Annotated in this window: 16 protein-coding genes and 1 pseudogene; all 17 read left to right on the top strand. The window is 63.5% G+C overall.

Going from position 1 to position 19069, the window contains the following annotated elements:
• The first annotated feature begins 87 nt into the window (after positions 1–87).
• The 17 genes and pseudogenes from ACZ5M5_RS10835 to ACZ5M5_RS10755 all read left to right on the top strand — a co-directional run bounded on the left by ACZ5M5_RS10835 (position 88) and on the right by ACZ5M5_RS10755 (position 19019).
• Positions 88–1452 carry a UDP-glucose dehydrogenase family protein gene (locus tag ACZ5M5_RS10835; RefSeq protein ID WP_103309933.1) on the top strand — a complete coding sequence of 455 codons (1365 nt, stop codon included), beginning with the start codon at positions 88–90 and terminating at the stop codon, positions 1450–1452.
• Positions 1449–2504, top strand: coding sequence for an NAD-dependent epimerase (locus tag ACZ5M5_RS10830; RefSeq protein WP_464739006.1), 1056 nt, complete (start codon positions 1449–1451; stop codon positions 2502–2504). The genes ACZ5M5_RS10835 and ACZ5M5_RS10830 overlap by 4 nt, the downstream gene beginning before the upstream one ends.
• On the top strand, positions 2501–3247 hold the full coding sequence (locus ACZ5M5_RS10825) for a sugar transferase (RefSeq protein ID WP_060738217.1): 747 nt from the start codon (positions 2501–2503) through the stop codon (positions 3245–3247). The genes ACZ5M5_RS10830 and ACZ5M5_RS10825 overlap by 4 nt, the downstream gene beginning before the upstream one ends.
• A complete protein-coding gene (locus ACZ5M5_RS10820; RefSeq protein ID WP_060738218.1) occupies positions 3248–3892 on the top strand; it encodes a CpsD/CapB family tyrosine-protein kinase in 645 nt (214 codons plus the stop codon).
• 20 nt (positions 3893–3912) lie between these two features.
• Entirely contained in the window at positions 3913–4971 is a 1059-nt protein-coding gene (locus tag ACZ5M5_RS10815; RefSeq protein ID WP_060738219.1) for a polysaccharide biosynthesis/export family protein, read from the top strand.
• A 2-nt stretch (positions 4972–4973) separates the two neighbouring features.
• Positions 4974–6566 carry a GumC family protein gene (locus ACZ5M5_RS10810; protein WP_060738220.1) on the top strand — a complete coding sequence of 531 codons (1593 nt, stop codon included), beginning with the start codon at positions 4974–4976 and terminating at the stop codon, positions 6564–6566.
• Positions 6563–7666, top strand: a complete 1104-nt coding sequence (locus tag ACZ5M5_RS10805; RefSeq protein WP_103309930.1) for a glycosyltransferase family 4 protein — start codon at positions 6563–6565, stop codon at positions 7664–7666. The genes ACZ5M5_RS10810 and ACZ5M5_RS10805 overlap by 4 nt, the downstream gene beginning before the upstream one ends.
• Positions 7663–9033 carry an O-antigen ligase family protein gene (locus ACZ5M5_RS10800; protein ID WP_464739005.1) on the top strand — a complete coding sequence of 457 codons (1371 nt, stop codon included), beginning with the start codon at positions 7663–7665 and terminating at the stop codon, positions 9031–9033. Before ACZ5M5_RS10805 ends, ACZ5M5_RS10800 begins: the two co-directional genes overlap by 4 nt.
• Positions 9030–9989, top strand: coding sequence for a glycosyltransferase (locus ACZ5M5_RS10795; protein WP_060738223.1), 960 nt, complete (start codon positions 9030–9032; stop codon positions 9987–9989). The genes ACZ5M5_RS10800 and ACZ5M5_RS10795 overlap by 4 nt, the downstream gene beginning before the upstream one ends.
• Positions 9982–11118 carry a glycosyltransferase family 2 protein gene (locus tag ACZ5M5_RS10790; protein WP_103309925.1) on the top strand — a complete coding sequence of 379 codons (1137 nt, stop codon included), beginning with the start codon at positions 9982–9984 and terminating at the stop codon, positions 11116–11118. The genes ACZ5M5_RS10795 and ACZ5M5_RS10790 overlap by 8 nt, the downstream gene beginning before the upstream one ends.
• A 12-nt stretch (positions 11119–11130) precedes the next feature.
• Positions 11131–12135: a polysaccharide deacetylase family protein gene (locus tag ACZ5M5_RS10785; RefSeq protein WP_060738225.1), complete on the top strand. Its 1005-nt coding sequence runs from the start codon at positions 11131–11133 to the stop codon at positions 12133–12135.
• Entirely contained in the window at positions 12132–13436 is a 1305-nt protein-coding gene (locus tag ACZ5M5_RS10780) for a lipopolysaccharide biosynthesis protein (RefSeq protein WP_464739004.1), read from the top strand. Before ACZ5M5_RS10785 ends, ACZ5M5_RS10780 begins: the two co-directional genes overlap by 4 nt.
• A 230-nt stretch (positions 13437–13666) precedes the next feature.
• Positions 13667–15616, top strand: coding sequence for a hypothetical protein (locus ACZ5M5_RS10775; protein WP_464739003.1), 1950 nt, complete (start codon positions 13667–13669; stop codon positions 15614–15616).
• Positions 15613–16301 (top strand): annotated as a pseudogene (locus tag ACZ5M5_RS10770) (N-acetyltransferase family protein). Before ACZ5M5_RS10775 ends, ACZ5M5_RS10770 begins: the two are co-directional and overlap by 4 nt.
• Positions 16302–16382: 81 nt before the next feature.
• Positions 16383–17072 (top strand): N-acetyltransferase, encoded by a 690-nt coding sequence (locus tag ACZ5M5_RS10765; RefSeq protein ID WP_464739002.1) that lies wholly within the window; start codon positions 16383–16385, stop codon positions 17070–17072.
• 5 nt (positions 17073–17077) lie between these two features.
• Entirely contained in the window at positions 17078–18256 is a 1179-nt protein-coding gene (locus tag ACZ5M5_RS10760) for a GNAT family N-acetyltransferase (protein ID WP_464739001.1), read from the top strand.
• Positions 18228–19019 (top strand): carbohydrate deacetylase, encoded by a 792-nt coding sequence (locus tag ACZ5M5_RS10755; RefSeq protein WP_060738231.1) that lies wholly within the window; start codon positions 18228–18230, stop codon positions 19017–19019. The genes ACZ5M5_RS10760 and ACZ5M5_RS10755 overlap by 29 nt, the downstream gene beginning before the upstream one ends.
• Positions 19020–19069 lie beyond the last annotated feature (50 nt).

Below are 19069 nucleotides of genomic sequence, written 5' to 3'. Positions count from 1 at the left end.
TGCTGACACGCTTTTCTGAAGCTGCGCTATACCCCTCTAAACAGTTTCATCCGAGTTACATCATTCGGTCTGCGAGGCGCGCCAAAAATGGACGTGAGCGTATTTGGTACGGGGTATGTCGGGTTGATCCAGGCGGCTGCAATGGCCGACGTCGGACACCGTGTTTTGTGCATCGACATCGACCCGAACAAGATCCGGCAACTGCAACAGGCCGTACCGACCATCAGCGAACCGGGGTTGTCCAATCTGCTCGAAGACAACATCAAGGCCGGACGCCTGTCGTTCAGTTCCCAGGCCAGCGACGCGGTCAATCACGGCGAGCTGATTTTCATCGCCGTCGGCACCCCTGCCGATGAAGACGGCTCGGCCGACCTGAGCCATGTGCTGGCCGTCACCCGGCAGATCGCCGACTTCATGGACAGCGACCGCACCCTGGTCATCAAGTCCACGGTGCCGGTGGGCACCGCCGACAAGGTGGCCGAATGCGCCCGCCAGGCGTTGGCCCGGCGCGGCCTGAAACAGCTGAACGTGCGCGTGGTGTCCAACCCCGAATTTCTCAAGGAAGGCAGCGCCCTGGCCGATTGCATGCGGCCGGACCGGATCATCGTCGGCACCGCCGACCCCCTTGCCCGCGACCAGATGACGGAGCTCTACGCGCCCTTTTGCCGCAACCACGAAAAACTGATGTTCATGGACAACCGCAGCGCCGAACTGACCAAGTACGCCGCCAATGCCATGCTCGCCACCCGCATCAGCTTCATGAACGAACTGGCCAACCTCACCGAACGGCTGGGCGCCGACATAGAAGCGGTGCGCAAGGGCATCGGCTCGGACCCGCGCATCGGTTATCACTTCATCTACCCCGGCTGCGGTTTCGGCGGCTCGTGCTTTCCCAAGGACCTGCGGGCCCTGCTGCACACCGCCGAACAAAGCGGCATGCCGCTGCGCCTGCTGCGCAGCGTCACCGACGTCAACGACAGCCAGCGGCACATCCTCTTCGAGAAACTGGCGAAGCAATTCCCGGATGGCCTGGCCGGCAAATCGATTGCCATCTGGGGCCTGGCGTTCAAGCCCAACACCGATGACATGCGCGAAGCTCCCAGCCGCTACCTGATGGAAGCGCTGTGGCGCGAAGGCGCCCGGGTCCAGGCCTATGACCCGGAAGCCATGTCCGAATGCCGCCGCCTCTACGGCTATCGCAAGGACCTGAACCTCTGTGCGACCCGCGATGACACCCTGGAAGACGCCGACGCCCTGGTGATCTGCACCGAGTGGAAGAACTTTCGCGTGGTGGATTTCGACCTGCTGGCCAACAAGTTGCGCGCCCGGGTGATCATCGACGGCCGCAACCTGTACAACCCCGAACACCTGGCCGCCGCCGGGCTGCTGTATCGCGGTATCGGGCTGCGCCACACTGTGCCCGGCACCCCGGCACCAGGGCCACAGGCGTGAACATCCTGGTCACCGGCGCAGCCGGTTTCATCGGCGCCCATGTCGTGTTGCGGCTGCTGCGCGACGGCCATCGGGTGTGCGGGCTGGACAATTTCAACGACTACTACGACCCGCAGCTCAAGCACGACCGCGTGGCCTGGGTGAACGACCAGGTCGGCACCTTCCCCTTGGCGCGGCTCGACCTGGCCGACGCACCGGCCATCGACGAATTGTTCCAGGCCCGGCGCCCGGACGTGGTGATTCACCTCGCAGCCCAAGCCGGCGTGCGCTACTCCCTGGAAAACCCGCAGGCCTATGTCGACAGCAACATCACCGGCTTCCTGAACATACTGGAAAGCTGCCGCCGATATCCGGTCAAGCACCTGATCTACGCCTCCTCGAGCTCGGTATACGGCGCCAACCCGCGCACGCCTTATTCGGTGCAGGACAATGTCGATCATCCACTGTCGCTGTACGCGGCCAGCAAAAAATCCAACGAACTGATGGCCCACAGCTACAGCCACCTGTTCGGTATTCCCTGCACCGGCTTGCGGTTCTTTACGGTGTACGGCCCTTGGGGCCGGCCGGACATGTCGCCGATCCAGTTTGCCCGCGCCATCACCGAAGACCGTGTGCTGCAGCTGTTCAACCACGGCGAGCACCAGCGCGATTTCACCTACATCGACGACATCGTCGAAAGCATTGCCCGCCTGATCGAACAGGCGCCCCAGGTCACGCCCTTGCTGGATCACGAACAACCGGGCCCGGCCACCAGCCGCGCGCCCTGGCGGATCTACAACATCGGCGGGCAGCACCCGGTGGCGCTGCGCACCTATGTCGCGCTGCTGGAAAAACACCTGGGCCGCACCGCCCGCATCGAACTGCTGCCCCTGCAAGCGGGCGATGTGCTCAACACCTGCGCCGACGCCAGCGACCTGGCGCGGGCCACCGGCTTCAAGCCGGGCATCGAACTGGACGACGGCCTGGGCCGCTTCATCCAGTGGTTCCTCGAGTATTACCTAGTGCCTGCCCACGCGCCGCTTGCGGCCCAATCTCAGCGGAGGAGTCTATGACCCGACATGAACAAATCATTGCGATCAATGCCCCCGGACGCGATAAGCGTGTCGATCCCGACCACCGCAGGCGCCTGGACGCGGCCATCCACCGCCAGGGTCGTGGTTGGTTGACCGGTCGCGACGGCGGCCGGCCCTGGACAGTCTCGCGTACCAATCGGGTGGTGGCCGGCCTCGGCGCACTGGCGATCCTGGTGGTCTTCTGCCCGCTGTTGCTGGGCCTGGCACTGCTGGTCAAGTTTTCCAGCCCGGGCCCGGTGCTGTTCATACAGAAACGCACCGGCTATCGCGGTCGGGTGTTCGGCATGTACAAGTTCCGCACCATGGTCGCCGACGCCGAAGCCCTCAAGGAGTCGCTGCGCCACCTCAACAAACACGGCGCCGATGCCATCGACTTCAAGATCGACAACGACCCGCGCATCACGCCCATCGGCCGGTTCCTGCGTCGCAGCAGCCTCGACGAACTGCCGAACCTGATCAACGTAGTGACCGGCGACATGCGCCTGGTGGGCCCGCGGCCGACCTCGTTCAACGCCTATCGCTACAAGGACAACCATCTTGTGCGCCTGAGCATCTACCCCGGCATGACCGGCCTGTGGCAGATCTCCGGACGCAGCAATATCGACTTCGACCAGCGCGTGGAATTGGACCTCAGCTATATCGCTGAACAAAGCCTGTGGCTGGACTTGAAGATCCTGATGCTTACCCCCTTCAAAGTTTTCAGCGGCCACGGAGCGAGTTAAATGGACGGTTCAACGAATATCCTGACCATAGCCAGCCCGAGCGAGACCAACCTGACCTCGACCGTGCTCGACCCTTCCCTGCGGACCCTGCTCTTGACGTCCGCCAACACCGGTACCGGCACCAGCACCAGCGCCATGGCACTGGCCGCTCAGCTGGCGCAGATGAGCAACGGTCGCGTCCTGCTGGTGGATGCCAGCCAGTCACCGCGCAACCTCAGCCAGCAACTGGCGTTGCACAAGGAACGCGGTTTCACCGACCTGCTGTTCAACAGCCTCGCCCCACCCCTGTTGCAGGACTGCGTGGTGCAGGCGTCCAGCCTGCCCTTCGACGTGCTGCCCCACGGTCGCCTGGGTCGCAATGCCGAGCGCCTGAGCCCCGAGCGCCTGCGCCCGCTGTTCAAGCAACTGGCGGCGCAGTACCGCTTTGTGGTGATCGACGCCGACGCGGTGTATTCGGCCAGCGACACGCTGGTGCTCAGCACCCAGGTCGATGGCGTGGTGCTGGTGGTGCGCGGTGAAGACACCCGCTGGGAAGTGGCCCAGGCCGCCCGCCAGCGCCTGTCCCAAGCGGGCGCGAAAGTGGTCGGCAGCGTGTTCAACCGCCGCAAGTACTACATGCCCAAGTGGCTCTACAACAACCTGTAAGCCTGCAAAAGGATGACGAGATGAACGCCAGAATGCTTGTCCTGCTGTTGCTGCCGCTTGCCGGTTGCTCCAGTACCAGCGATACCCGCTCGATGCCGGTGCAGATCCTCACGGCTGCACCGGCCAACGCCCAGGCCACCGACATGCCCAAGGTCGAACAGACCCTGCGGCCCCAGGACGTGCTGGATGTGATCTTCCACATCAGCACCACCGGGCCCCAGGCCTATCGGGTGCAGGCGGGCGACCAGGTGGCGCTGAACTTCACCGCCGCCAGCCAGCTCAACGGCACGCAACAGGTGATGCCCGACGGCAGCATCGAACTGCCAGGGGCCAACACCTCGGTGAAGGTCGCCGGCCTGACCACCGACGAAGCCCGCCTGGCGGTCCAGCGCGCCTATGACCAGAAGATGCTGTTCCAGCCCAATCGCAACCAATTGACGGTAATGGTGACCAGCCCGCTGAGCAGCGAGACGAACCTGCGCAACACCCTGACCCACCCGGCCACAGGCATGAGCCGGGAGATCATCGTGGGCCGGGATGGTTACGCAAGCTTCCCGGAAATCGGTTCCGTGCCACTGCAAGGTATGACCGTGACCCAACTGGAAACCTTCCTCAACGAGCGCTACGCCCAGTTACCAGGCCACATGACCGTCGACGTGCTGCTCAAGTCCACCGCCGGCAACGAGATCTATGTCCTCGGTGAGGTGGCGCAGCCTGGTTCCTACCCGATCCGCCGGCCGATCTCGGTCCTCGAGGCCCTGACCCTGGCTCGTGGCACCAACGTCAAGGCCCGGCTCGATTCGGTGGTGATCATGCGGCGCAACGGCAACCAGGTCGAAGCCCGCCACTATGACGTGGAAAAAGCCCTGAGCGGTGATGCCTCGCAGATCGCCTACTTGCAGCCGGAAGACATGCTGTACGTGCCCAAGACCGGCCTGGCCAAAGCCGGTGAAATGGCTCGGCAATTGGCCGACGTGGTGCTGTTCCAGGGTGTTGGCGTCAGCTTGGGCTACCGCCTCGATAGCAAAGGCGACAACAGCAGCAGATCCAGTACCGACACTTCTGCAGCAGGTAATTGATCATGAATCCCAAGGAAAATTATTTGCATGAGTTCTTCAGGATCTTCTTCGCCAACAAGCAGTGGGTGAAGCGCGTCTTCCTGATCTTCGCCGTGATCGCCCTGGTGCTGCCGTTGATGCTCAAGCAGAGCTTCGACATCACCGCCCAGGTGATCGTCCAGTCGAAAAAACTCTCCCAGGGCGACGCCACCACGTCGCTGAACCAGGAAAACGCCACCTTCATCCCGCCGTCCCTGGCGGACATGGAAACCGAGAGCAATATCCTGCGCTCACCGGCGTTGATCCGGCAGACCATCAGTGCCCTGCGCGACCAGGGCGACTACACCCCAAGCCCAGGCATTCTCAACAAGTGGGTGAGCGAGCCGCTCAAGAAATACGTCACCCAACCCCTGCGCGAGTACGTCATCAACCCGCTGCGCGACGGCCTGGGCCTGGAGGTCGATCCGGTGCGCGACACCGTGCTCGATACGCTGACCGACGAGGCCATCGAAAACCTGAAGATCGAGACCCTGCCCGGCTCCAACGTCATCTCCATCGTCTACAGTTTCGGCGACCCGGCCCAGGGCACCCGCTTCGTGGCGCAACTGCTACAGAACTACCTCAGCAGCCGCCAGGACCTGCAATCGATCGAACTGCCGCAGACCTTCTATGAGCAGAAGAAAGCCCAATACCAGACCCGCCTCGACGGCCTGGAAGGTACTCGGCTGGGGCTGTTGGAAAACATCGGCTCGTCCGATCCCAAGGAAGAAATCACCTTCCGCCTGAACGCCATCAACACCGAAGAACAGGCCCTGAACCTGTACCAGGATCGCCTGCTGCAAAGCCAACGCTGGCTCGATTACCTCAAGACCAGCCTGGCGGCGGCGAACAGCTCCCGGTTCAACGACTACACCTTCCCGTTCACCTTCACCACCACCGTGGACAACATCGCCTTCGAGGACCGGGAGATCAAACAACTGGGCGAGCAACTGACCAGCCAGGTCAGCCGCTACATGAATGACCTGGCGATCTTCCAGCCCAGCAGCGAACCGATGCTGCTGGCCCGGGAACAGATCGTCCGCACGCGCCAGCAGTTCCTGAAAGTGGTCAACAACCGGATCCAGGAACGCACCACCGATCTGGCGGTGGTCAGTTCGGTGATCAATCAGAAAGTCGAACGCATCGCCGCCTTCAAGGAGCGCATCCATCAGTTGCAGGAAACCCAAAGCAAGCTGCGGCAGATGGACACCGAGATCAACGCCTTGCATGCGGCCTTCTCCACCTACGCCCAGCGCTTCGCCGAAGCCAGCACCGCGCGCTCGCTGGACAACGACCTGTCCAACGCCCGGGTCCTGAGCCCGCCGTTCGAACCGACCGCGGCGGCCTTTCCCAAGCCGATGCTGATCATTGTCTTCGGCATGTTCAGCGGCCTGCTGCTGGCGATCGCCCTGGTCTATGTGCGTGAGTTCTTCGATCACCGCTTCAAGCACCCAGCGCAAATCACCCGGCAATTGGAAGTGCCGGTGCTGCTGGTGATCAACGAACAGTCCCCCGAGCAGGTCAACCCGCACCGCAACTGGAGCCTGCCCAGCCTTGTCCATTGGGTGCGAAATTGAACGCGCCGTTCGACCCGCCCCGCCACAGCGGCCCCCTGTCGATCATTCATCTGCTCGACAGCGGTGGCTTCTATGGGGCCGAGCGGATGCTGCTCGATCATTGCCTGGCAACGCCCGGACAGCACGAGGTGCTGTTCCTGGCGGCGCCACCGACTTTGATCACGCGTTTTCGCCAGGCTGGGGTCGATTGCCGTCACTGCGCCAGTTGGGCCGAGCTGTTGCAGCACCTGCGCCAGCGCCGGGACGAGCGACCGCTGATCAACACCCACAACTTCAAGGGGCTGTTGTTCGGCTGGTCGGCGGCCACGCTGCTGCGCCTGCCGCTGGTGATCACCCAGCATGGCTTCACGCCGCGCAGCCCCAAGCAGCGTTTCTACACCTGGCTGAGCCTGCAACTGTGCCGCACCGCCTCGGTCAAGCGAGTGGTCTGCGTGGCCGAGAGCATCGCCACGCTGCACCGTCGGGCCAGCGTGCGGGCGGAGAAACTCGACGTGATCCCCAACGGCCTGCCAGCGGCCAGCACGCCACTGGCCCACCGCACCGACCAGCAACGCTGGCGGGTCGGCTATGTTGGCCGGCTGAGCAGCGAGAAAGGCCCGGACCTGTTCCTCGATGCCATGATCCCCCTGTGCCAGCGGCATTCGTCGCTGCACGCGGTGATGCTCGGCGACGGCCCGGAACGCCAGGTGCTGCTCAAGCGCATCACCGACGCCGGGCTGCCCACGCGCATCGAATTGCCCGGCTACCAGACCGACATGAATGCCTGGTGGAGTCGCCTCGACGCGCTGGTGATCAGCTCGCGCACCGAAGGCACCCCGATGATTCTGCTCGAAGCCATGCAGGCCGGCGTGCCAGTGGTGGCGTTCGGCGTCGGCGGCATTCCCGACGTGTTGCAGGACCGCCATAACGGCCTGCTCGCGGCCCCGGCCGACAGTGCGGACCTGGCGGCGCAGATCGAAACGCTGTTCAGCGAACCGCCCCTGGCGCGGATCCTGGCCGACAACGCGCGCCGCACCCAACAAGACCGCTACGACCTGCGCACGCTGGCCGAACGCTGGTCGCAGCTTTACATCCGCACGGCGCGGGAGGCTCGCTCATGATAGTCCCACTCTCGATCGTCAGCCTGCTGGGCCTGGTGTGCCTGGCGTTGCTGGCCAGCCCTTATCCGTTCCTCGCCCCGGGCGCGGTGCTCGGCCTGGTCGGCGTCGCCGTGCTGTACCGCAAGCCCGGCTGGGGTTTGCTGGGTATTGCCGCGCTGGTGCCATTCGAAGGCCTGTTCAAGGACAACGCGTTTTCCGGCAGCAAGTTCTTTGGCCTGGCGCTGATCCTGATCCTGATGCTGCAACTGGCCCTGCACCAGATTCCCGCGACACGTTTGCGCAGCAACATCTGGAAGCCCCTGATCGGCTTCATGGTGCTGTATGGCCTGAGCCTGTTGCTCTCGGAAAACATGGACCTGTCCCTGACCCATCTGCGGGAGCTGACCGTGGGGATCGTCCTATTCGTGATCACCTTGCTGATCGGTCGCGAACTGAACCTGGACCTGTTTGCCCGCCTGATGACGGTGAGCGTCTCCACCACATGCGTACTCGCGATGTTCTCGGCCAAATATCAGGATCAGGGCCGTGCTTCGGGCCTGCTGGAAGACCCCAACGTCTTTGCGCTGTTGATTGCGTTCACCGTACCGCTGGCTTTGTGGCTGGTGCTGCGCAGTCCGAACCTGTTGCAACGATTGTTCTGGAGCGGGGGTTTCATCCTGTTGCTCGGTGGCATGACCAAGACCGAGTCGCGTTCCGGGCTGGTGGTGCTGTTGCTCAGCCTGGTGATCGGCTTGTACCACTATCGTGCACAACTGCCGCGCATCCGTCCGCGGCACCTGGGCTTCGCCATGCTCGGGCTGGCATTGTTGATTCCCCTGGCGGTCGCGGTGATGCCCGCCGGCTACGTGGCACGCATTCAGTCGTTGAGCATCCTCAGCGCCGGCGTCAATGCCCACAAGGACGAATCCCTGGGTCGCCGTGCCTCGTACATCCTGGTCGGCAGCCAGATGATCCGCGAGAACCCGATACTCGGGTCAGGGCCCGGAACCTTTCCCCTGCACTACGCGCCCACCGGCTATGCCAAGGCGTTCTCGGCCAACCGCAAGCTGGGGGACCTGTATCGCCGCGCCCATAACACCTACCTGGAAATCTTCAGCGAAATCGGCGTGCCGGGCGGGCTGATGTTCGTCGGCATGCTTGGCCTTGGCCTGTACAACCTGCTGCACGCCCGTCGGCTCTGGTTGCAGCGCCGCGACTGGGCGCAGGCGGACCTGCTGACGCACCTGGGCATGAGTTTCCTGTCGCTGGGGCTGTTCCTGATGTTTCTCAGTGCGCCGAACCACAAGTTGCTGTGGATCATGCTCGCCCTCACCAGCGTGTTGCGCTACGACGCCGAACAGGCCGCGCCACAGGAGGCTCGTCCATGAGTGGCGTCAGCATTGTGATCCCGATGTACAACGAGGCCCGACACATCGGCCGGACCCTGCAGGCGGCCCGGGAAGCGGCCCGCCAGGCAGGCTTGGCGTGCGAGTTGATCGTGGTGGACAACGGCTCCGACGACCACGGCCCGCGCATCGCCAACGAGCTGGGCGCCCGGGTGCTGATCGTCCCGGGCGTGCACATCGGCGCCCTGCGCAATCGCGGCGCCGCCCTCGCCAGCGGCGACTGGCTGGCGTTCATCGACGCCGACATCGAGATGCCGGCCGACTGGCTCAAGCTGTTGCTGGAGCTTGAAGGCCACCAGGGCGATGTACTGGGCCTGGACCTGGACACGCCCCGGCAGGCACCGTGGTTCGCCGAAGCCTGGCAGCGCCGCAGTCAACGTCCGGGGTCACGCCTCTTGCATCGGGTGCAGTGGCTGCCCAGCGCCAACCTGTTGATGCGCCGCAGTTGGTTCGAACGGGTCGGCGGCTTCGACGAAACCCTGCGTACCGGTGAAGACAAGGATTTTTCCCTGCGCCTGCGCCAGGCCGACGCGCAATTGCTGTTGGTCAACGAAAGCGTGGCCCTGCACTGGGGCTACGAAGGCAGTTGGCGCGAGTGGATGAGCAAGGAGTTGTGGCGCCAGGGCAGTCATCTGCAATTGCTGCGCAGCCATGGCCCGAGCCTGCGCCTGCTGCGCTTCCCGGCCCTGTCCGTCGGCGCTTGGTGCCTGGACCTGTTGGCCCTGCTCGCGGTGCTCCAGGGGCAGTTGCACCTGGCGCTGATGCTGTTGCTGGTCACTGCGCTGCCGCCTCTGCTGCTGAGCCTGCGCCAGAGCCGGCGCGACCCGCGCCTGACCCTGCAATTGTGGGCATTGCATGGGGTGCGCCTGCACCTGACCGGCGCCGCCCTGCTGCTCAACCTGTGTCATTGGAACGTCAGGAGACCTGCCCGTGGCTGAGTTCATTTATTGGTCGTGTCTGCTGCTGCCGGTGTACGCCTACCTCGGTTATCCCTTGATGCTGAGCCTGCTGGCGCCGCTGTTTCCGCTGCGGCGCTATGGCAAGGCGTTGCCGATGGACGTGAGCATCGTCATTGCCGCCCACAACGAGGCCCGGCATATCGAGGAGAAGCTGCGCACCTTGCTCGCTCAGGATTACCAGGCGCACTCGCTGCAAATCATCCTCGCCAGCGACGGCTCCACCGACGATACGGTGGTGTGCGCACGCAAAGTGATCGACCCGCGCATCACCGTGCTCGACCTGCCGCGCCAGGGCAAGGCCGCCGCCCTCAATACCGGTGTCGCCCACAGCCGCGGCGAAATCCTGGTGTTCACCGACGCCGACAACCAATGGGCCGCCGATACCCTCGGCCACCTGCTGGCGCCCCTGGGCGATCCGGAAGTCGGCGCCTGTGCCGGGCATATGGAAATTCCGGTGCCGGGCAAGGGCCTGAGCCTGGGCGACAGCCTGTATCGCCATTACGAAGGCTGGTTGCGGCGGGTGGAGAGCCGCACCGGTTGCATGGTCTCGGCCGACGGTGCCCTGCTGGCTTTGCGTCGGGCGCTGTTCCAGCCGATCCCGGCCCAGGTCAACGATGACTTTTTCCTCAGCACCTGCGCGCCGGCCGCCGGCAAGTCCATCGTCTACGTACCACGGGCCCGGGTGACCGACCAGGGCGTGGACGAGGCCGACAAGCAGTTTCGCCGGCGCCAGCGAGTCACCGTTGGCGGGTTGCAGAGCCTGGCCCAACGCCGGGAGCTGCTCAACCCGCTGCGTCATGGCCTCTACGCCATCGGGCTGATCAGCCACAAATTGATCCGCCGCCTGGCGCCGGTGTTGCTGTTGCCCCTGTTGCTGAGCAATGCCTGGCTGTGGAACGACCATCCGTTCTACCGCCTGAGCCTGCTGGCGCAGTTGCTCGGCTACGCCATGGCGCTGATCGGCTTGATGGATGCCGGCCACCGTTTGCCCCGGCCCTTTCGCCTGGCGGCGTTCGTGCTGGTGACGCTGGCGGGCATGAGCATCGGGCTCTGGCAGTTCCTGCGGGGTCATCGCTACAGCCAATGGAACCCCGAGCAGAATCGCTAAGGAGAAGAGCCGATGTCGATCAAACAAGTCTTCAAGCGCACCGGCGGCTGGCTGTACCTGAACACGTCCCTGGGCCGCCACCCCCTGCGTGGTGCCGGCGTGATCCTGATGCTGCATCGCGTACTGAACAACGACCGCGCCGCCGAATTGCCCCACCGCAACGAGCTGTGCGTGGGGCCCGACGCGTTTGAACACTTGCTGATCTGGCTGCTAAGGCATTTCGAGTGTGTGCCGCTGATGAGTTTGTTGCTGGCTGACCCTGAAAGCGTCCCGAACCGCCCGCGGGTGGCCCTGACCTTCGACGACGGCTGGCGCGACAACGCCATGAATGCCTTTCCGCTGCTGCGCCAATACCAGGTACCGGCGAGTATTTTCCTGTCCACCGATTTCATCGGCAGTCGCCAGCACTTCTGGTGGGAAAGCATTGGCGAGACCCTGTGGGGCAGCCATGGCCAGGTGGCCCGGCATTCGTTGATCGAACACTTGCAGCACGCCGGCCGTCCGTTGCCGGTGCTGCTCGATGACATCGACGACGAGCGTCGCAGCCTGGCGTTGCTGCATTACCTGCAAAGCCTCAAGAGCCTCGATCCACGTACCTTGAGCGAACTCACCGACGCCTGCCCGCAGGGTTCCCAGCCCCAGGCCCTGGACTGGTCCCAGGTGCGCATGCTCGAAGATTCCGGCCTGATCCGCTTCGGCCCCCATGGTGCCAGCCACGCGATTCTGACCGGGCTGGACGACCAGCGCCTGCACGAAGAACTGACGCGCAGTTGGACGGCCCTGGAAAACGGCTGCGCGCAACCCTTGCCGGTGTATTGCTACCCCAACGGCGATCACGATGCCCGCGTGCGCCAACAGGTGGCGGCCCACGGCTTTAGCTTTGCCCTGGGCACCGAGGCGGGGCTGTATCGCAACGACGGCGATCCCTTGAACCTGCCACGCTTCGGCGTCAGCCAGCGCAATGCCCATCATCCCGAATTACTGGCCTGGCGAATTCGCCGAGGGACACGTCCATGAGCCGTGCTCATTACCTCAAGCACCTGGCTCTGAGCATGGGCACGCGCCTGGCGATGATCGGCCTGCGCCTGCTGCGCAATGTGCTGCTGGCGCGGATTCTCGGGCCCAGCGAACGGGGGCTGTTTGCCTTGCTCAGCACCCTGCCGGACCTGATCAGCGCCGCCACCAGCGGCGGCCTGAATTCCGCCGTGGGTTATCAGGCGGCGCAGCAGCGTTCAATGGGTTTGTTACTCAGCCAGGTGCTGGTATTCGGTTGCCTGCTGGCCGGGCTGCTGACCTTGCTGGTGGTGGCGCTGGTGCGCGAGTTCGGCGGTGAACTGGACATCACCACGCAACTGGGATTGCTCGCCTGGCTACTGTTGCTGGCCGTGCCGCTGACCGTGCTCAAGAGTGGCCTGCTGACGCTGCACAACGCTTCCGGTGGCGTGGGCGCCTTCAATGCCTTGCGCCTGCTGGAATCCCTGGCGCCCCTGCTGTTGTTTATCGCGTTGTTCTGGATGTGGAAAGACACGGCGCTGGAAGCGGCGCTGATCAGTTGGCTGGCGGGCCTGAGCCTGGTGGTGCTGGCCGGTTGGGTGTGGTTGCGCCGCGATCATGTGGTCACCCTGCGCTGGGATCGCAGCCGTCAGAACGAACTGTTGCGCTACGGCGCCCGCAGCCATCCGGACCTGCTGTTCCAGCAAGTGCTGCTGCGCTCGGACTTCCTGTTCATCGGTGCCCTGCTGGGCAGCACGGCCCTGGGGCACTACGCCATGGCCAGCGCCGCCGCCGAGCTGCTGCTGATCGTGCCGGAAGCCGTCACCACACCACTGATGAAACGCCTGCTGCAACAGGACAGCGACATGCAGCGCCTGACCCCCTTGGCCTTGCGCCTGACCGCGACGGTGATGCTTGGCGCCTGCCTGACCATGGCGCTGATCGGCGAGTGGCTGATCGTCACCTTGTTCGGCATCGCCTATCAACCGGCCTATCCGGCCTTGCTGGCGTTGCTGCCGGGACTGTTCGGACTGTGCTATGCGAGCATCCTGCGCCTGGATCTGCTGGGCAAGGACCGACCCGGCACCGTGTCGCTGCTGATGGGCGTGGGCGCGCTGTTGAACCTGGCGCTGAACCTGATCCTGATTCCCCTCTACGGCATCGTCGGCGCTGCCGCCGCGTCCTCAATCGCCTACCTGGGCGTAACCCTGGCGCTGCTGGCGATGTACTGCCGCCTCAGCGGCGTGGCGCTGTGGCAGACACTGATCATCCTGCCCAGCGACTTGCTGCCGATGCGCCAGATGCTGCTGGGGAAATCGGCATGAGCAGGGTTGCCCGCCAAGCTGCCATCGCGAGCAAGCTCGCTCCCACAGGGGATGGTGATGCCCTTGTGAAAGCGCCGAGTCAGCTTGCAGGGATGGTGAATGTGCCGACGCCTTCGCGAGCAGGCTCGCTCCCACAAAAAACTGGGGCCGCGCACAATTTTCATGAGCACCACAAATCCCCTGTGGGAGCGAGCTTGCTCGCGATGGAGCCAGTACGGCATGGATGGAAAATGGCCGCAGGCCTGTGCCTTTGGAGCCTGGCCTTGTTGGCCCATGGCGCGGCCATGCAATGGACCGGCATCCGCGACGGCAGCCTGTACCTGCAGACCGACCGCCCGGATCAAGTGACCGTGCGCTGGGTGCCCGCCTGGCAGGCCAATGCCAACACAGAACACCTGTACCTGCTCGACGGCCAAGGACGCTTGGTGGGTGAACGCCTGATCAAGGCCGCCCAGGAACGTGGCGAGCAGCAGTGGCCTTTGCTGCCGGGGGCCGCCAGCTATCGCCTGGAAATTCCCGGCTACAGTTTCCGCCGCTACACCGTCGAACACGACGCCCATACCCGGGCACTGTTCGCCCCGGCCAAGGTGCATTTCAATGCCGAAACCCACGACGGCGATGAGCTGTATTTCAGGGTCGCCCCCGGCGAACAGGCCGTACTGGCGGGCAAGTTCCACGGCGGCGTGCGCAGCCTGCAAGCCCGGCGCGTCACCGATGGCAAACAGGTGCAGTTGAACCTCAAGCCGTATCCGGCCTATGGGCAGTTCGATCAAGTGGCATTGCCCGTCGCCAATGTGGAGCAAACCTGGCGCCTGCAATTGCAGGGCAACGGCAAGGCGGCATTCTGGCTGGATGGCACGGCCAACCTGTTCGCCCAAGACCCAGGGCATTTGCAACCGCTGCGCCAGGACCCGGGGCAGGCGCGTCTGAAACTCTATGGCGATGTCCTGGGAACAACCCCGAAACTGGGGGTCTACCTGCCCTACGTCATGCCTCCGCCATCGGCCTACCCGGTGATCGAAGCCCTCAAGCCCCAGGCCGCCAGCTACTACAGCCTGGTCGACATCACCGCAGACAGGCCGGACCATGAAAATCAGTTTCGGCGCCTGTACCAAGACCGCTTCGGCATCACCCGGGACATCACCCTGCTGGCCGGTAGCGCGCGCAAGGCCGACCTGCGGGCTGACCGCGTCAGCAACAACGGTTTGCAAGCCTGGCTCATGGCGACCCGCGCCTTGGGCGGCAAAGGCATCCACTACCTCAGTTTCGCCGATGAGCCGAACCTCAACTACCCGGATTTCGCCAGCTACCAGCAGGTGTTCGAAAGCATGGCCAATCAGGTTCGCGCCATCCCCGCCAATGCCCGTGCCGGGGTACGCATTGCCATACCGGCCAGCTCCCGGTTCACCAATGGTCCTTTGGCGGAAAACGCCGTCGAGCGGCGCGGGATCGATTGGGCGCGGCGCTTGCTGGCCAAATACGGTGACCAGATCGACGCCCTGGCCTGGCATGAATGGATGATCCGCGACCTGCTGGCGACCCGGGTCTATCGCAACAGCGTGCGCCGTGCAGCCGGCCTGGTGGGCCTGGACAGCAAGGGCCGGCCGAACAAGGCCTTGCTGCTGGACCAGACCAACATGTCCAGCGGCTCGAGCCTGAGCCCTTACGACCAGGAAACCCACTACGCCGCCCTGTGGTGGACGTCCGTGGTCATCAACGCCTCGGCCGACGGCTGGCTGGACATGCTCAACTGGTTCATGCTCGCCGACGAACCTGAGTACCCCAAAGGCATGGTGCGGGTGCTGGACAGCCAGCGTTTCGAACTCAAGCCGGTGGGTCTGGCCCAGCAGTTCATCCAACAGCATTGGCTCAACCAGGTGCTACGCCTGGATAACGACGCCTTCGAAGTCGACGTGCTGGCCATGGCCACCGACACGAGACGAAGCTTGCTGGGTGTGAACAAAAGCACGCGCCCGCAACAGGTCAGCCTGGACGGCGCGTCCTGCCCCCAGGCGCAAGCAGAGCTGGTGTATTTCGGCCCCGACAGTCAAAGCCGCAGCGCACCGTTCAACTGCGAGGCCGGGCAGATCGGTTTTCTCCTGCCAGGAGAAACCGTGTTCGCCCTCGGCTGGACCGCCCTCTCTTTCCCCCCACCCGCCACCCGTCAGGAGGCACCATGAGCGTTCTGCAAGCATTACGTGATGGCATTCAGAAAAAAGGCCTGCGCGCCGTTCTCAAACAGCTGTTCAGGCGCTACGTGTTTTTCCACACCCGACTGGTGTGGCTGGAGCACGATGTGCGAACCCCACTCCCCCGCATAACCTCAAGCCCTATCCACCGATGCGCCTGGAGTTCATCACGGTCAGCAATGCCGATGCTTTTGCCCGGCACTTCGGCGACCGCGTCGAAACCATGCGCGAGCTGGCAGCCGAAGGCTACACAGGTTTGATGTACCTGGATGCGCAGGGCGACACCGTGGGTTTCGCCTGGGCCAGCACACGAGACTATTTCGACCGCCATTTCTATCGCTGCAACTTCCCGATCAAGCCGGGTGAGTACTTTCAGTTCGGTGGGGAGATGATCCGCGCCTACTGGGGTTCCAGTATGTCGGCGGACATGCAGTTGGAAATGTGGAAAATCATGGTGGACAGCGGCTGCAACACAATGGTCGATGTCTGCGATTTGCAAAACACCCCGGCGATCAAGATGCACCTGCGCATGGGCTTCCAGGAACGCGGCAAGATCACCCACGTGTATCGCCTGTTCGGTCGCTGGCGGTTTTTCCGCGACACGTTCTACCGCGGCTCGGCACTGGACGCCTTTCGTAAACCGGCCCCGCCGCTTGCATCGACTGCACCGGCCTGATGTCCATGGCGCTCTAACCCCCCATCGCGAGCAAGCTCGCGATGGGGTCTTTCCCCAAACCGCCCCTCGCCAGGAGGCACCATGAACGTTCTGCAAAAATTGCGTGATCGCATTCGGAAAAAAGGGCTGCGCACTGTTCTAAATCAGCTGTGCAGACACTACGTGTACTTCCACGAACAACTGGTGTGGATGGAGCGCGATCTGGTCGGCCCGATACCGCCCAATAACCTCAGGCCCTATACGCCGTTGCGCCGGGAACGCATCACCACCAGCAATGCCGATGCCTTCGCCACGTACTTTGGCGACCGCATCGAGACCATGCGCGAACTGGCTGCCGAAGGCCACACCGGGCTCATGTACCTGAACGACAAGGGCGACACTGTCGCTTTCATCTGGGGCAGTACACGGGACTATTTCGACCGCCATTTCTTTCGCTGCTGGTTCCCGGTCAAACCGGGCGAGTTCTTCGAGTTCGGCGGTGAGTTGTACCGCACTTACTGGGGGACCCAGCTATCGGTGGATATGCAGCTGGATCTGTGGAAAGCCATGGCCGAGCAAGGTTGCAACAGAGTGGTCGACGTCTTCGAGCTGAGCAACATTCCAGCCGTCAAGTTGCACCTGCGCATGGACTATCAGGAGCGCGGCCAGATCACCCATATGCATTGCTTGTTCGGCCGCTGGCGGTTCTTCCGTGACACGTTCTACACCGGCTCGGTCCTGGACTCTTTTCGTAAACCGGCCAAGCCGGTTCCATCCACTGCGGCGGCCTGACGTCCATGACCATCCGGTTCCAATGGTGTCGCTCCCTGGGCGCGGAGGACTTTCCTGTATCAGCTTATGAACAGCTGCGAACCCAGGTGGCCGACGCAACACCGTTCAACACCCTGGCCTGGCTGCAAGCGGCGGAATTTGCCCTGTTGCCTGATCAGCAATTGCATGTGTTACTGGGCTGGCAGGACCAGAATCTGTCGCTATGCCTGCCCCTGGTTTCGGGACGTGAGCGTATCGGCGGACTGCGGTTCCGGGTGGTGCATCACTTGGGTTACCCCTTGGCCGACCGCATCGCCCTGCTGGTGCGCCTGGATGCCGAAGGCATGGGCCAGGCGCTGATGCAGATCCGTCAGCAGGTGCCCCACGCGATGTTGCAACTCAATGAAGTGGTGGAGCCGGTCGGCGAGCAAAGCGTCCTGAGCGCCTGGATGGCACTGAGTTCCACCGGGGAGCGGCGGCTCAGTTGCCGGGTTCCGGTGCACTTGATCAGCGACAGTGATCATCGGGAAGTCTCTGGCGATCCACGCTACAAGCTGCGTCGGGCGCGCAAACGGATCGCCGCTTGCGGTGCCGAAATCCGCCGAGTGACGCCGGACGCCATCAGCATCGGACAGCTGTTGCGAGCCCTGGCCGACGTCGAGGCCGCCAGTTGGAAGGGTGAGGAAGGTGTCGGCATTTTCGCCGACCCCAGGCGCCGGCAATGGATGAACCATGCCTTCACCGCCCTCGCCGCCCAAGGCCAGGTGCGGGTGGTGATGCTGGAGCTGAACGGTGAATGCATCAGTTATCGCCTCGGCCTGCTGGACCAAGGCCGATTGTATGACTACAACCTGGCGTTCCTGCCGCAGCACGCCGACCTGGGCAGCGGCCGGGTATTGCTCGAAGAGTGGATTCGCTGGGGGCTGGACGAAAACTGGCGATGGATCGATGCGTCACGGGTCAGTCTCGATAATTCCAGCCATCAATTGCACGAACGCATGACCGGACAACTGGAGCACTGGCGTTGGAGTTTTTATTCCTGGCAACCCGATGGCCTGCTCCTCGGGCTCGCCTTGCGACTCTGGAAAAGTCTTAAACCCTGGCTTCCCAAACACCCTCCCCAAAAAACCACGGCGACAGATTCACCCTCTATCCCCAAGGAACAGGAGATCTCACATGCCCCGCCAAGTGATCATCAACGCTGACGACTTCGGGTTGTGCTTCAGCGAAAACGCGACAATCGTTCGAGCCTTCGAAGCAGGGCTGATCAGTTCCGCCACCATCATGGCCAATACGCCGGGCTTCGAACAGGCGTGTGTACTGGCCCGACTGCCCCGGCTCAAAGGGCGCATCGGGCTGCATTTCAATCTCAGCCATGGGCAGCCGCTGAGCCAGGCCATAAAGTCGCGCCCGGCGTTTTGCGATGCGGACGGCCAGTTCAGCTTCAGCCTGTCACGCTATTGCCTGCATCTGGGCTCGAAGGACCTCGCCGCAATACAGGACGAACTGCAGGCGCAATGGCAACGTTGCCTGGACCACGGAGTGCGCCCAAGCCACCTCGACTCCCATCAGCACGTACATAACATCTGGCCCATCGGAGCATTGGTAGCGCGCTTCGCCGCGCGGCAAGATGTGCCCATTCGCCTGGCGCGCAACCTGGGAGCCAACCTGAATATACCCAAACGCATCTTCAAGACCTTACTCAACCGCCGCCTGCGTCGTTTATCCGGCGCCACGGCCGACTATGTCTGCACGCCAACCGACTTGCAGCACGCCACAGCACCGGACCATGGTTTGCTGGAAGTGATTGTTCATCCAGTGCAACTGGATGGGGATTTCGGCGACACCTACCTGGCTCCTGGCTGCTCGTTGACCCAGGTGCTGCATCAGCGCCTGGCGGGGGTGCCGAAGGTGGGGTATGGCACCATTGAGCGGACGTTCGAGCTGGTTCAGCTCGAGGATGCGTAATGCCCCCTCTGCCATGGAGGCTTGATTGTGGGGAGGGTGTCCTCCCCTGA

Source organism: Pseudomonas sp. Van50, from assembly GCF_055390755.1.
Note: the sequence above shows the minus strand (reverse complement) of the source record. Positions and strands in the feature narration are given on the sequence as shown.